Here is a 14,894-nt window from a genome sequence, read left to right on the forward strand (position 1 = left end):
GACGATCACAGCACCCCGAATGGGGTAGCCTGTCGCCCGCCGGGTGTTGCGTACACCACGTTTCGCGGGCAGCGACGTGGTCACGGAGCCCCGTACAGCCACGGAAGGCGACAGGGGACACCGATGTCCGACACTCGACCGCCCGAACTGTCCGCCGCAGCGGTCCGCGACCTGCTCGATTCCCAGCCGTCGACGCGCGTGATCGACGTCCGCACCGCTGGTGAGTTCCAGACCACCCGCCTCCCCGGCTCCTTCAACGTCCCGCTGGACGTGATCCAGGCGCACGGCCCCGAATGGCTCGTCGACCACGACGACCCGGTCGTGCTCGTCTGCGGATCGGGCGTGCGTGCCGAGCAGGCGCGGCGCGCCCTCGAACCGACCGGCCTCTCGCAGGTCGTGGTGCTGGCGGGCGGCGTGTCCGAATGGCCGGACGAGGTGGAACACGGCGCCGACCACTGGGAACTGGCCCGCCAGGCTCGTCTCGTGCTCGGACTGCTGATCCTGGTGAACGTCGTGGTCATGTTCTGGTACGACCCGGCGAAATGGTTCGTGCTGGCGTTCGGGGTCGGCTTGATGTCTTCCGCGTTCGCCAACGACTGCGGCATCGAGCGGATGCTGTCGTCGCTGCCCTACAACCGCAGACGGGAAGGGCGCGCCACCCTCGAAGCGCTGACGGCGCCGGAAGTCCCCGGCAGACGAACCGGCCCGAGCCTCATCACTCCAGGTCGAGGCCGAGGTCCAGCGCCGGGGCCGAGTGGGTGAGCCACCCGACGGCGAGGTAGTCCACACCGGTCTCCGCGTAGGCGTGCGCGACCGGCAGGGTCAGGCCGCCGGAGGCCTCCAGTTCGGTGTGCGCAGACACCTGCCGGGTGCGACGGACCGCCTCGACGCACTGCTCGGGGCTGAAGTTGTCGAGCAGCACGAGTTCCGCCTGCTCCGCCAGCACCTCGTCCAGCTCGGCCACAGTGGACACTTCCACTTCCAGCGGCAGCTCGGGCGCGGACGCACGACACGCCCGCAGAGCCGGTACGACTCCGCCGGCGGCGACGACGTGGTTGTCCTTGATGAGCACCGCGTCGCCGAGACCGAGCCGATGGTTCACGCCGCCGCCGCAGCGCACCGCGTACTTCTGCGGCAGCCGCAGCCCCGGCAACGTCTTCCGGCTGTCCCGGACGCGGCATCGGGTCCCCCGCACCGCGGAGACCCACTCCGCGGTCGCCGAGGCGATGCCGCTGAGGTGGCAGAGCAGGTTCAGCGCGGTCCGTTCGGCGCTGAGCAGTCCCCGTGTGGCGGCGCGAACCTCCAACGCGCAGTCGCCCGCCGCGAGCGGGGATCCGTCCGGGCGAGCGGCGACGATCTCGTAGCCGTCGGCGCCGAGTACTTCGTCGAGAACCACCAGCACCAGCGGGAGCCCACTGAGGACACCGTCGCGGCGAGTGTTGAACCGGCCCCGCGCCACGGCGTCGGCGGGCACCGTGGCCGCTGTGGTCGCGTCGGGGCCGTACCGCAGGTCCTCGGCGAGGGCGGTCCGCACCAACGCCCGCGTCTCCTCGACGTCAAGGCCCGCGTCGGCAAGGCTCTGCGCAGTCACCTGCGATACTCGCGATTCCGGCTGTGTCATCCCTGTCTCCTGTCCACCGTTTGCGCGGAGAACTCCGAGCAGAATGAGCTGTCGTCGTGTCTTATCAGCGGCGGAGCCGCTGATAAGTGACCACGTACACAGCCCGACCATCCGCGGGTTCTCAGCGCCCTCCTCGCGAGGACAGTGATGTCGCCGCGTAGGTCGCTACTCGAGAGATCGATCCCGCAGCGAGGATGGCGCCGAGGTTCCGCTACCCGACCCACCAAGCAAGACCTTCTGCTGGTAATTCTGACTCAGAGGGCGTTGTCTTTGCTGCCGCTGGGCACGTATGAGGCGTGCCCTACGGGCACCAAGGACGGTTCCCCAATGCACTCTAAGCAATACTTTGGGAAGTGTCGGTGTCGCAGCGGATGAGCCAGCCGGAGACGTCGAGTCGCCATCCGATGCTCGACCGCCACTGCCTGTTGTCCGGATTCGGCAGGTCGGATCGACGGTGGCAGCCTCGGGACTCGGTCCGCGCGGTCGCCGCCGCCAGCAACGCCTGCGCCGTCAGCGCGAGCGACGAGTCCTCGACTGCTTGCCTGGTCCGCAACGGCCGGACGACCGACGAGGTGTCGATGAGCCGGGTGGCGACGCCCATGCCGCGCGCCTCACGCCCGATTCCCACGTGCCGGCTCATCGTCCGCTGCAACAGATCCCGGTCGACGACCGCAGCGGCGGGAATCGCCTCGTACCCGCCCCGTTGCCTGCTGATCCGTCCCGCACGAAGATCCCTTGCCACGGCGTCGACGGCGCGCGAGGCGACGACCAGCCCCTCCAGCAGACTGTTCGAGGCGAGCCGGTTCGCGCCGTGCAGTCCGGTCCGGGCGACCTCGCCCGCCGCGTACAGACCGGACACGGACGTTCGTCCGTCCACAGTGGCCACGACCCCGCCGCAGGAGTAGTGTGCGGCGCTGGTGACCGGAACGGGCTCGTGAGCCGGGTCGACTCCCACCTCACGACAGGCCGCGTGCACCGTCGGGAACCGCCGGGCGAACGACGCGCCGATTCCGCTCGCGTCGAGGTACACGCACTCCGCGTCGGTTTCCGCGAGCCGCCGGTTGATGGCCTCGGAGACGACGTCCCGCGGTGCGAGGTCTTCCAGCGGATGCTCACCCGCCATCACCCGTCGTCCGCTCGCGTCGACCAGCACGGCACCCTCGCCGCGCACTGCCTCGGTCACCAGGGGCCTGCGTCCGCGCGCCCCGCCCGCGAAAAGCACCGTTGGATGAAACTGCACGAACTCCAGGTCCGCGACGACCGCACCCGCCCGCAGCGCCAGCGCGACACCGTCCGCCGTCGCGACCTCCGGGTTGGTCGTGGCGGCGTAGAGCTGACCGAGTCCGCCCGTGGCGAGGACGACTGCGGGAGCGTGTACGACCCCGGGACTGCCTGCCGCGTCCAGGGCCAGGAGACCGGCGAGCGCACCACTGTCCCCGCGCAGCAACTCGACGACACAGTGGTGTTCGAGGACCGGAATCCCACCGTCGCCGGTGGCCGCGACCAGCGCACGCTGCACCTCGGCTCCGGTGGCGTCCCCGCCCGCGTGGATGACACGGAAGGCGCTGTGCCCACCCTCGCGAGCCCGGGACAGCGACCCCGGGGAGTCGGCGTCGAACTTCGCGCCCGTGGTGCGCAGACGTTCCACAGCCTCCGCGCCGTCGGTCAGAATCGCCCGGACCGCCGCACGCGAGCACAGGCCCGCTCCCGCGACGACGGTGTCCTCGACGTGCTGCTCGACGCTGTCGCCGTCGTCGTGCTCGTCCGGCCGGAAGACCGCGATCCCGCCCTGCGCCCACCCGGTGTTCCCGGCGGGCGCGGTGTCCTTGGTGACCACGAGAACACGCAGGCCGATCTCTCGGGCGCGCAACGCGGCGGTCAGCCCGGCGACGCCGGTGCCGACCACGACCACGTCGGCGGCGGCCTCCCAGCTCACTCGCCACCGCCCGAGGTGCCGATCGCGATCATCCGCTCCACCGAAGCCTTCGCTCGCTCGGCGACGTCCAGTGGCACGTGGACCTCGTCGGCGCCCTCGCTCAGACAGCGCAGCAGCGCCGCAGGGGTGATCATCTTCATGTATCGGCACGAGGCACGGTCGTTCACCGCGCGGAAGTCGATCTCGGGTGCGGCGGTGCGCAACTGGTGCAGCATGCCGACCTCGGTCGCGACGAGCACCGACGACGCCCCGGTCTCCCGCGCGGCGTCGAGCATCTGTCCCGTGGAGAGAATCTTGACCCGGTCTTCGGGCACGGTGCCCTCGCCCGCGAGGTACAGGGCCGAGGTCGCGCAGCCGCACTCCGGGTGGATGAACAGGTCGGCGTCGGGATTCGCCGCGGCGCGTTCGGCCAGTTCGGGTCCGTTGATGCCGGCGTGCACGTGACACTCACCGGCCCAGACGTGCAGGTTCTCGCGTCCCGTCTCGCGCTGGACGTGCGCGCCGAGGAACTGGTCCGGACAGAACAGCACGTCACGGTCGGCCGGAACGGACCGCACCACGTCGACCGCGTTGGAGGAGGTGCAGCAGATGTCCGTCTCGGCCTTCACCTCGGCGGTGGTGTTGACGTAGGAGACCACGACCGGGTCGTCGAATCCGGCCTTCCATTCGCGCAGCTGTTCGGCGGTGATCGAGTCCGCGAGCGAACACCCGGCTCGTTCGTCGGGAATGAGCACCGTCTTGCCCGGGCCGAGGATCTTCGCCGTCTCGGCCATGAAGTGCACACCGCAGAAGACGATGGTGCTCGCGGTGCTGGCGGCCGCGATCCGGCTCAGCGCGAGCGAGTCGCCGGTGTGGTCGGCGACGTCCTGGATCTCGGGCAGCTGGTAGTTGTGCGCGAGCAGCACGGCGTCGCGTTCGTCGGCGAGGCGCCGGATCTCGCGCGCCCACTCGGCGTCCGCGACCACACCGGTGTAGCCGGTGTCGGTGCGCTCCCAGGCGTGTCCGGTGGTGACCGTTCCCGCCGTGGCCGCAGTTCCCGTGGTCGCCATGTCGTCCTCCCGTCCTCAGTGCGGCGGGCCGCACGCGTCGACACCTCGACGACGCCACCCGCTCGCCGCGGTGGACAGCCCCGCCACCACGGCGCCCCCCGAAAACACCACTCGGGGGTGTTCGCGCTCTCGTAGTTTTCGCCTTAGAATCGAAAACGTGGTTCATGCTAACACGCAACCTCCCGTTCACCGCTGCGACACAGGTCACGAAGTGCTCGCCGCCGTGCTGCGAATCCAGGACTCACGCCTGCACGTGCTGCTGTGGCAGCGCGCACAGCAACCCGCGCTGCACCGGTGGTCGCTGCCCGGCGGCACCCTCGCCGACACCGAGGACGTCGAAGCCTCGATCCGCCGCCAACTCGCCGAGAAGGTCGACGTCCACCAACTCGCCCACGTCGAACAGGTCTCGGTGTTCAGCACCCCCGACCGCGTCCCCGGCCAGCGCATCGTGGCCACCGCGTTCCTCGGGCTCGTGCCCTCCGACCTCGACCCGGTCATCCCCGGCGACACCCGCTGGCACCCCGTCGACGACCTGCCCCCCACCGCGTTCGACCACGACTCGATCGTCGACGCCGCCCGCGACCGGCTGCGCGGCAAGCTCTCCTACACCAACATCGGCTTCGCGCTCGCGCCCGAGGAGTTCACCGTCTCCGAACTGCGCAAGCTCTACACCGCGGCCCTCGGGTACTCGGTCTCGGCGACGAACCTGCAACGCGTGCTGTCCCGGCGCGGCGTCCTCGAACCCACCGGCCGCACCGTCTCGTCCGGGCCGACCGGAGGACGCCCCGCAGCGCTGTTCCGGTTCACCACACGCGGCCTCGCGGTCACCGACCAGTTCGCCGTCCTGCGCCCGCCCACGGCGTGAAGATCTCGACCAGCGTGCCCGCGGCCGAGTAGGTTGTGCCCGTGACGGACACGATCCCGCTGTTCCCGCTGGGAACCGTGCTGCTGCCCGGCGGCGCGCTGCCCCTGCACGTCTTCGAGCCACGCTATCGGCAGCTCACCCTCGACCTGCTCCACGAGGTGGTCCCCGAACGACGGTTCGGCATCATCGCGATCCGTCAGGGCTGGGAGGTCGGCGAAGGCAACGTCGACGCCCTCCACGACGTCGGCTGCAGCGCCGTGCTCGAGACCGCGCAGCGCCTGCCCGAGGACCGCTACGACATCACCACCACCGGCGAGCACCGGTTCCGCCTGCTACAGCTCGACACCGAAGCCGCGCCGTACCTGATGGCCAGGGTCGAATGGCTGCCCGACACCACCCCGGAACACCCCGCGACGGAACTCACCGAACGCCTCGTGTCCTCGGCCATGACCGCACACACCCGCTACCACGACTCGGGGTTGCGCCACGACCACCGACAGGAGCTCGACGACGACCCCGACCCGGCGCAACTCGCGTACACCCTCGCCGACGACTGCGTGCTCGGCGTCGACGACCGGCAGGAACTGCTCGCCGAAACCGATCCGCACCTGCGGCTGCGGCTGGTGCGGCAGCTCATGCTCCGGGAGGCCGAGTTCCTGCGCGAACTCCGCGCCGTGCCGGCCTCACTCGCCGAGTTCGTCCAGCAGCCCGGCGTGAATTGACCGGTTCCCGCCCGAGGGACACGGACGCGCGGATACGATCTGTGCATGTCGACGCCTGGGGGCCCCGGGGACCCGCACCACCAGTACTACCGCGTAGACCCGATCACCGGTGAACAGGTCACCGGCCCCGGACAGCAGTCGGGAATGCAGTACCAAGGCTTCGGCCTGTACGCGGAGAACAACCTGCGGACCGGCCCGCCACCGAAACGACGCGCACCGCTCGTCGCCGGCGTCGTCGTCACCGTGGTACTCGTGACCGCGCTCGTGACGACCTCGGCGCTGATCGTCACCAGCAGCTCCGAGAACGAGGCCGCCCCGCCCCCGCCAGAGCCCACCGCTCCGGTCGCGCCACCTCCGGAGTCGGAGTCGCCCGAGCCCACGCCGGAGGAGGAATCGACCGGCACGCCCAGCGACGACCAGGAATTCGTTCCGGCGAGCGTGCCCGGCTGGACCGGGGTGTCGTGGCCGAACTTCGAGATGGTCTACGACGTTCCGCCCGACTGGAGCCCCGAGCCCGGCGTGCTCAGTGGGATGGAGAACGCGGAAGGGGACCGCGAGATCCTCAGCGCGACCTCGGTGTACCTGCCGGACGTCTGCCCCGAGGCCGGGGCCTCGTACCGGGCGAAGATCGGCGTCACCGTCGGCGACGTCGACGACCCGGTCTCGGCGGCGCGGACGAAGATGGAGTCCTGGGCGCGGATCGGCCTGTCCGGGGAGGACGGCTCGGCGCCGCCGCCGGTGCGGTTCAATCCGCCGCAGCCGGTGCGGGTCAACGACGGGCGGACCGAAGCGACGTTGGTGAGCGGCACGGTCACGCCCGCGCCGGGCGGCGAGTGCCCGGCGCCGAACGTCTACCTCGCGGCGATCGCGTTCGACAACGACACCGAGGGCAGTTCGCCGATGCTCTTCGCCCACGCCGACCAGGAAGTTCCCGACGCCGTCCCCCCGGAGGTCGTCGACCAGGCCCTCCAGACCTTCCGCCGTCCCTGAGAGCGCATTGCGGAGCTTGGGTCAGTGGTCCATCACACCGAGGCGTGAGCCTTTGTGGTGGCTATAGCAACCAAAAAGACTCACGCCTCGGTGACGGCCGACTGTGCCGCTCGCCTCGGACTCACGCCTCAGTGCCGGCGGCCGAGGTCGTCCATGCCGTTCCAGGACGCCGCCAAGCCGTAGGCGAGCGCCACCCCCAGCGGCGCCATGAGCACCACCCACGGCGTGTCGATGCTCGGCGCCACCGTGACGAGATCGCCCACCTGCGACGCGGCGGGCAGCGCATACAACCCGGCCGCGAACGCGGTGCCCAGCCGCATGCCCAGCCAGCCCGCGACGGCCGCACCGAGCACCGCCCCGAGCAAGAACACCGGACCCCTGCGCGAGCGCAGCATCCAGGCCGCGCCGCCCACGAGAACGCCCAGACCACCGGAGAGCAGCAGGAAGATCGCCAGCGCGTCGAAGCTGTGGTAGCTCTCCATCAGCACCGAGCTCGTCGCTCCGCCGTCGACGACGGTGCTCTGCTGCGGCGGAGCGAGCCGTGACCACACCCACCCCAGCGGCAGCCCGAACAACGACAGCAGCGAGAGCGCACTCACGGCGGGCAGCAAGTCCGGCTTGACGGAGACCTGCGACTGCTCGGTGGCGAACGCGGGAACCAACGCAGGTCCGTTCTCCGGTCCCGACACTGCGCCCGCCTGTCCGCGGCCGCCGTCCGTCTCGACCGAGCCGTCCGGCGCCGACCCCCCTGCTGGTTCCTGCACGCCGAAACCTTAACGTCCGCAGGGGCCCGTCACGTGGTGGCACTCGGACCGAGTCGGCACACGGCCTCCGGGCCGGCGCGGCACATCAACTATTCTGCGCCTGCTCCTGTCGCCCACCGCCGAAGGACGAACCGTGGCGGGATTCTTCCCCCAGCCGACCGTGACCGGTCCGAGCCCGACCGACGAACCCCGCCAGGACTCCGCCGTCCGCCTGCCGCTGCGCAGCACGGTCGTGGAGTTGCTGCTCGGGTCGGTGCTGGCGGTCGTGGTGAGCATGGTGCTGCAGTTCGCGGCGACCCGCCTGAGCATCAGCGAGCCGAGCTACGCGCCGGAGGCGCTCGCCGCGGTCGCCACCGGCCTCGTCGTGCTCGTGCTGTTCACGCTGCTGACGTTCGGGCATCGGCGTGGCCCGCGCTGGCTGCGGCTGGCCGGGACGTGGACGGCGCTGGCGGCGTTCAGCACGCTGGCGTTGGCCGTCCCGCTGCAGAACACGCGGTACTACCTCGGCGGCTCGTCGACCGACAACGGCTTCCGCATGCAGTACATGACGCGGATGGCCGAGAACCTCGGTCTCGTCGACATGAACTACGTCGACACCGCCCCGTACTACCCGGCGGGCTGGTTCTGGCTCGGCGGCCGGTTCGCGAACCTGCTCGGCTGGGAAGGCTGGGCCGCCTACAAGCCTTACGCGATCGTGTGGGTCGCGGTGACCAGTGTCGTGGCGTTCACGTTGTGGAGCGTCGTGATCCGGCGGCGGCTCGCACTGCTCGCGGCCCTGGCGACCACCCTCGCAGGCCTGCTGCACGGCGTGCACGAGCCGTACGCGTGGCCGTCCGCGGCGTGGCTGCCGCCGGTGGCGGTGCTGACTTGGCACGCCATGCGCCGCGAGAGCTCCGCGCCACGCTGGACTCTGGCGTGCATTGGCGCCTATGTCGGGTTCGCCGCCGTCACCTACACGCTGCACTTCGGTTTCGCGGTGCTGCTGTTCGTCACGATGGCGATCGTGCTCGGCCTGTTGCGGATCTCCCGGGGCGCGCGGGTCGGCGACACCGTGAAGCGGATGTTCCTGCGGCTGCTGCCCGTCGGCGTCGTCAGCGCCCTCATCGCGCTGCTGGTGTGGCTGCCCTACATCGTGGCGACCCAGTTCTTCCTCGACAATCCGCGCAGCGCGGCGCTGCACTACCTTCCGGAGGAAGGCGCGTTCCTTCCGATGCCGATGACCGAGGGCAACGCTCTCGGCGTGCTGTGTCTGGTCGGGCTGGTGTGGCTGTTGATCCGCTGCCACCGCAACGAGATCGCCGCCGCCATGCTCACGACCGTCGTCGCCGTCTACACGTGGTTCGTGCTCTCCACGCTGGCGTTGGTGGCGAAGACGACGCTGCTGGCTTTCCGGCTCACGGTGATCCTGGAAGTGGTCCTCGTCGTGGCGGGCGTGCTGGGACTGCTCGAACTCATCGGATACCTGCGAAACCGGATCGACGCACGGCACGCCGCGCAGGTGACCCTCGTGACGGCCGCGCTCGGGCTCGTCGGCACCGTCACGATCACCCAAGGCGCGATCGGGACCGCGATGCAACCGGCGGTGCAGCAGGCCTACACGGACTACTACCCGACCGGCGACACCGCGCGCGGTGAGCAGGATCCGGAGAAGACCGGCGCCTGGACCGACGAACTCATCGCGACGATCTCCGGTCTGACCGGACGCGAACCGCAGGACAACATCGTGATGAGCACCGACTACAAGATCATGTCGTTCCGGCCGTACTGGGGCTACCAGCAGGAGACGCCGCACTACGCGAACCCGTTGGGCGAGTACGCCGACCGGGCCGAGCGCATCACGAACTGGTCGAAGGCCTCGTCGAGTGCCGACCTGGTGCGCATGCTGAACAACGACCCGTACGGGGCGCCGAACGTGTTCGTGCTGCGCCTGCCCACCGACGGACAGGAACAGGACGCCCAGGAACCGGCTCAGGCGGACGAGGCGACGCAGCCGGACGACGAGGGAGCGGGCAAGCTCGCGCTCCAGCTCAAGGGCGACTCGTTCCCGCAGCAGCCGAACGTGCGCGACTACGACGTGTACTTCGACCCGGCGGTCTTCGCGTCACCGGAGTTCGAGACCCGCGACGTCGGCCCCTACCGCGTCGTCGTCCGCCGCTGAGTGCCGCGCCGGCCCTTCACGAAGCCGCGCGGATCGAGGCTGTCGTCAAACCGCTACGGAACCACCCACGCGGATCAACCCGCGCGCCCTCCTATTGGCGCAGGGTGACGGGAAAGGTCTCCAAGCCGCGGATGATGCCGCTGAACCGGTACGTCAGCGAGTCCCGGGGCACCGCCAGCGCGAGGTCCGGGAACCGCTCGACGAGCCGCCGCACCGCGATCTGCCCTTCGAGACGCGCGAGCGGCGCGCCCACACAGAAGTGGATTCCGTGCCCGAACGCGAGGTGGCCTTGCGCGTCGTTGTCGGCGTCAAAGGTCTCGGCCGCGTCGAAACGCTCGCCGTCCCGGTTCGCGGAGGCCAACCCGACGATCACCGTCTCGTCCCTGGGAATCGTGACCCCCTCGGACAGTTCGACGTCCTCCACGGTGTGCCGCAGCGTCGCCATGTTGATCGGTCCGTCGTAACGGAGGGTCTCTTCGATCACCGCGTCCACCCGCCCGGGATCGGCGCGCAACGCCGCCTTCTGCGCCGGATGGTCCAGCAGCGCGAGGACGCAGTTGGCGATGAGGTTGACCGTGGTCTCGTGCCCCGCGACCAGCAGCAGGAACAGCATCGAGATCAGTTCCTGCTCGCTGAGCCGGTCGGATTCGTCCCGGACCTCCAGCAGGGCGGTGATCAGATCGTCCTTGCCCGGCTCGTGCCGCCTGCGTTCGATCAGCGCCACGAGATACTCGGCGAGGCGCATCGTGGTCTCCCGCGCCCGTTCCTGGTCTCCCGCTTCGAGGACGCCCTGCGACCACGTCCGGAAGTTGTCGCGGTCCTCGGCGGGCACGCCCAGCAACTCGCAGATCACCTGCATCGGCAGCGCGAAAGCGAACGCGTCCAGCAGGTCCACTTCGGACTCGTCGGCCATCCGGTCCAGCAGCTGCTCGGTGATCTCCTCGATCCTGGGGCGCAGCGCGGCCACGCGGCGTGCCGTGAAGACTTTCGCCACCAACTTGCGCAACCGGGTGTGATCCGGCGGATCCAGGTTGAGCATGTGTGCCTGCAGCGCGTCGAGCCACGCCGGCGGCTCCCCGCCCGCCTTGCGCCGCAACAACTCGCCGAAGCTGCGGTAGTCCTTGCTGAACCGGGGGTCGGTCAACGCCACGCGCGCATCGGCGTACCGGGTGACCAGCCAGACCGGAAGCCCGTTCGGGCTCACGACTTGCACCGCAGGTCCTTCGCGGCGCAACTGGGCGAAATGCCGGTGCGGCTCCTGCAGAAATTCCTCGTCGATCGCCGGACATCCGTGGCGCACGGTCATGGGCACTCCCAACGAATCGCTCCGCCCCAGTGAACACCGTTCACCACTGGTTGTCACCCGACGATACTCAGTCGGGCTGGTTCGTCGAGGCCCCTTGCGTGTCCCGATCGGCGGAACTCGGCACGTCACCGGGCAACTGCACGTTCAGGCTCAGCCGTCCCGGCGACCACAGACCCCCGTGCGTCTCCCGGTGCTGCACCACAGCCGTCTCGGCGGGCAAGGCTTCGGCCACCACCGGGTCGACGGCGTACAGGGTTCCCCAGTCCCGCTTGATGTCGCCCTGCAGATACGTCGGCAACTCACGCACCGTGGTGGTCACGTTCATCCAGCCGAACGGGCCACCCGCGTCCGGCGACGACCAGCTCTCCCCCGCGCCCCGCAGCTCGGCACCGGCCACCACCCGGAACTTCGGCACCTCGGCGATCCCGTTCCCGATCCCGGAGAGGTTCGCGCACGGGTGCACGAACGCCGCGGGCCACTCCACGAACGTCGGCTCGTCACCGAGCACTTCGGCCATCGTCTGCAGCTGCGGGACGCGCGGTGCGCTGACGGCCAGCCAGCCCGCCATGCCCAACGCCTGATCGTCGACGACGAGCCGGACCCGGTCGGCACCACGCGCGGGTTCCGGAACGGTCACCCGTGCATCCCGCCACTCCGGAGGCGGGCCCATGAGCAGCGTCTCGCGGTGCGTGATCTCGAAGCCCCGCGCGGTGTCCCGGCCGAACTCGGCGACCACCGAGTTCGGTTCCGCCTCGGCCCCGGCCATCGACACCACCAACGGTGACGCACCGGACCGCGCCTTCTCCGGCAGGTCGTACCACTGTGTCCGCAGCTCGGCGGTGCCGGACCCGTTCGGGTCGTAGCTTCCCCACACCGGCGCCTCGTCGTCCCCGAACTGGTGCGGCGGCTCCCAATCCGGTTCCAGCGGATCCGAGCCGTCACCGGGCGGCAGACCCGGCCGGGAGAACCCGTCCTGCACCGGCCGCAGGTAGCCGTCGCGACCGTCTTCCTCGGCGGCACCGCGCGGGATCTCGGTACCCGGGGCCACCTGCGTGGGCTGGTTCGCCGAGACCGGAAGAAGCCCGTCCCGTGGACGCATCTCCACGTCGACGTAGTCCGACAACCCGCACGAGGACGAGAGCAGCTGGCGCACGTTGTCCGCACCGAGGCTGTAGCTGCCCCGCTGCTCGTGGACGGCCTTGCCGAACGCCGCGATCTCCCCCACCACCAGCAGCGCACAAATGATCGCCAGTGGCGCCGTCCCGAGTCGCAACGCACGGCTGGACTTCTCGGTGCGGGCGAGCCTCGTCCGGCGCTCGTCGAGACGAACGTGCTCGATCACGGCCACGATCCCGGCGACGGCCGCGCCCACCAGCAACGCCGTGCTCGCGTTGTAACCCTCGATCGACGGCGGCTTGTCGAACCACGGCACACCCCAGCCCGAGACGTACCACCACCCGTTCGTGCCCGTCGCGGACAGCGCGGAGATCAGCATCAACCCGGCGAAGAACGCCGCTCGGTTCCGCTTGGAACGCAACACAGTGCTGCTCGTCGCCAGCGCGGTCAGCGCCGCCAGCGCACCGCCGACCGCGGCGAAGATCCCGAAGTGGTGCGTCCACTTCGTCATCGTCATCGCCAGCACCACGAACGACATGGCGGTGACGGCGAGAAGCCTGCGACTCGGGCCCAGTGCCGCACCGTGGATCCGCCCCCGGCGCAGCAACACCACCGCGCACGTCACCAGGCACAACATCACCAGCAGCACCGGGAATCGTCGCGACAACGAACCGTCCGGCTCGAAACTGAACAGCAGGTTGTAGCGGATCAACTCCTCGTACCAGTTGTCGCTGGGGCCGAACGTCGTCTTCAACTCGATCCCGTCGAGCACCGAGCGCCACGTCTGGTCCGAATACACCGCGGTCAGGATCACGAAGCCGCACGCCGACAGCGGGGCCAGCACCGGCAACCACCCGAACTGGCGCGCGCGGTCCCGCAGCAGCCGCGACAACGGCTTGATCGCGGCCAGGTACGGCAGCACCGCGACCAGGCCGTGTGGGTTCGCCCCCACGGCCAGTGCCGCACCGACCAGGCCGAGCGCGGCGGGCAACAGCCTCCTCGTCGCCACGGCCCGTTCGACGGCACACAACGTGAGCAGCGAGAACACGACCACCACCGGCTCGGGACGCAAGCCGTTGTTGTACGGCAGCCAGAACGCGAGGAACACGGCGGCGGCAGCCCACCCGGCCGCGCCGCTGCGCCGCACCTTCTGACCGAGCCGGGGCAGCACTTCGCGGCTGATCAGCAGCCAACTCGCGATCGCCATCAGCAACGCGGGCATCCGCACCCACAACGTCGCCGTCGACACCTGCACCCACACGGTGTAGATCTCGTAGAACCACCCCCACGGGGCTTCCGGGTTCGCGAACCAGCGGTAGTAGTTGCTGACGAACCCAGCGCTCTCCCGTGATCGTGCGATGCTCAGGATGTATCCGTCGTCGGAGGTCATGGCACCGATGAGCCACCACACGACGATCGCGCCGTAGACCGCGAGGTCTCGTGACGTCGGCTTCCACCAGCCGCGCGGGGCGAGCCGGGGAGGTCGTCGACCCGCGCGCGCGTCGAGCAGCCGGACGCAGCACGCGGCGCCCACGAACGCGACGACGGCCAGCACCATCACCACGACTTTCAGCACCGTCGCCGTACTGTCGAACCGGTTGTCGACCCGCGCCTCGAAGGACAGGCCGCGCACGTCGTCTGCCGCACCGTCCACGTCGGAGTAGATGCCGGTCAGCTGCGGGCGCTGGTCGCCGGCGACGGTGGCGAACGGCCGCTGGTCGACGCTCGCGGTGGTCCGCTCCCCGTCCGAGCGGATCGTGATCAGGCAGTCGCCCGGCGGCAGTGAGACGGAACCGAGCTGCTGGCCCCGGCTACGCAGGTCCAGCCGGTCACGTTCGGTCTGCAGCGACAGCCCCGTGAGGTTGCCGTACTGGGACTCCGGCGGGTTCGTCGACAGCAGCACCGCCGAACCCCCCGACCGCTCGGTGGCGTCCCGCGCCGTGGCGCACGGGACGTCGGCGCTGAGCCACAGCGGCGAGTAGCTCACCAGCGGCGCCGCCACCGGGGCCGTGCCCTGGGCGGTCGGCCACTTGAGTGTCGTGATCTCGTGGTGGACGGGCAGGAACGGCACCGCCAGCGACAACAGCGTGCCGAGCACGCCGCACACCACGGCCCAGATCTTCACCCGACGGGCACCGGACACCCTGTGCCCGAACTCGGCGACCGGGCGGCGTACGTGGCCCCCGGTCGCCTCACCGTCGTCGAGATCCTTCAGCACCACCCGAGACTAAGCCGAACCCGCCGCTCACGCTGCGTGCTGCGAACTCACGACAGAAGGGTGTGCTCGGTGGCCGGGTGGCGCTGGTCGGGCTCATTCCCTTCGGCGTTCTACGCAGCCGGACCACCCGCGGGTTCTCAGCGCCCTCC

General features: G+C 70.1%; 11 protein-coding genes. 5 read left to right on the forward strand and 6 right to left on the reverse strand.

Going from position 1 to position 14,894, the window contains the following annotated elements; translation table 11 throughout:
* Positions 1-123 precede the first annotated feature (123 nt).
* On the forward strand, positions 124-762 hold the full coding sequence (locus GIY23_RS16250) for a rhodanese-like domain-containing protein (protein ID WP_154077441.1): 639 nt from the start codon (positions 124-126) through the stop codon (positions 760-762).
* Here the strand turns inward: GIY23_RS16250 and nadC are convergent.
* The 3 genes from nadC to nadA all read right to left on the reverse strand — a co-directional run bounded on the left by nadC (position 716) and on the right by nadA (position 4,606).
* Positions 716-1,621 (reverse strand): carboxylating nicotinate-nucleotide diphosphorylase, encoded by a 906-nt coding sequence (gene nadC, locus GIY23_RS16255; RefSeq protein WP_154077442.1) that lies wholly within the window; start codon positions 1,619-1,621, stop codon positions 716-718. The genes GIY23_RS16250 and nadC overlap by 47 nt on opposite strands.
* Positions 1,622-1,955: 334 nt before the next feature.
* Positions 1,956-3,557 carry an L-aspartate oxidase gene (locus GIY23_RS16260; RefSeq protein ID WP_154077443.1) on the reverse strand — a complete coding sequence of 534 codons (1,602 nt, stop codon included), beginning with the start codon at positions 3,555-3,557 and terminating at the stop codon, positions 1,956-1,958.
* A complete protein-coding gene (nadA, locus tag GIY23_RS16265; RefSeq protein ID WP_154077444.1) occupies positions 3,554-4,606 on the reverse strand; it encodes a quinolinate synthase NadA in 1,053 nt (350 codons plus the stop codon). The genes GIY23_RS16260 and nadA overlap by 4 nt, the downstream gene beginning before the upstream one ends.
* 157 nt (positions 4,607-4,763) lie before the next feature.
* On the opposite strand from nadA, the gene GIY23_RS16270 reads away from it, so the two are divergent.
* The 3 genes from GIY23_RS16270 to GIY23_RS16280 are packed head-to-tail and all read left to right on the forward strand — an operon-like array spanning position 4,764 to position 7,183.
* Positions 4,764-5,471 (forward strand): NUDIX hydrolase, encoded by a 708-nt coding sequence (locus tag GIY23_RS16270; RefSeq protein WP_407646776.1) that lies wholly within the window; start codon positions 4,764-4,766, stop codon positions 5,469-5,471.
* 41 nt (positions 5,472-5,512) lie between these two features.
* Complete coding sequence (locus GIY23_RS16275; protein WP_154077445.1) at positions 5,513-6,193, forward strand: LON peptidase substrate-binding domain-containing protein; 681 nt, start codon at positions 5,513-5,515, stop codon at positions 6,191-6,193.
* Between the two features lie 45 nt (positions 6,194-6,238).
* Complete coding sequence (locus GIY23_RS16280; protein WP_154077446.1) at positions 6,239-7,183, forward strand: hypothetical protein; 945 nt, start codon at positions 6,239-6,241, stop codon at positions 7,181-7,183.
* A gap of 128 nt (positions 7,184-7,311) precedes the next feature.
* On the opposite strand, the gene GIY23_RS16285 is transcribed toward GIY23_RS16280, so the two are convergent.
* Complete coding sequence (locus tag GIY23_RS16285; RefSeq protein WP_228717326.1) at positions 7,312-7,947, reverse strand: DUF2567 domain-containing protein; 636 nt, start codon at positions 7,945-7,947, stop codon at positions 7,312-7,314.
* A gap of 133 nt (positions 7,948-8,080) precedes the next feature.
* On the opposite strand from GIY23_RS16285, the gene GIY23_RS16290 reads away from it, so the two are divergent.
* Positions 8,081-10,105 (forward strand): arabinofuranosyltransferase, encoded by a 2,025-nt coding sequence (locus GIY23_RS16290; RefSeq protein WP_154077447.1) that lies wholly within the window; start codon positions 8,081-8,083, stop codon positions 10,103-10,105.
* Positions 10,106-10,196: 91 nt separating this feature from the next.
* Here the strand turns inward: GIY23_RS16290 and GIY23_RS16295 are convergent, their stop codons facing one another.
* A complete protein-coding gene (locus tag GIY23_RS16295; protein WP_154077448.1) occupies positions 10,197-11,411 on the reverse strand; it encodes a cytochrome P450 family protein in 1,215 nt (404 codons plus the stop codon).
* A gap of 67 nt (positions 11,412-11,478) precedes the next feature.
* Positions 11,479-14,745 carry an arabinosyltransferase domain-containing protein gene (locus tag GIY23_RS16300; protein ID WP_323845222.1) on the reverse strand — a complete coding sequence of 1,089 codons (3,267 nt, stop codon included), beginning with the start codon at positions 14,743-14,745 and terminating at the stop codon, positions 11,479-11,481.
* Between the last annotated feature and the right edge of the window lie 149 nt (positions 14,746-14,894).

The sequence above is a fragment of the Allosaccharopolyspora coralli genome (assembly GCF_009664835.1).
In the GTDB taxonomy this organism is placed as follows: domain Bacteria; phylum Actinomycetota; class Actinomycetes; order Mycobacteriales; family Pseudonocardiaceae; genus Allosaccharopolyspora; species Allosaccharopolyspora coralli.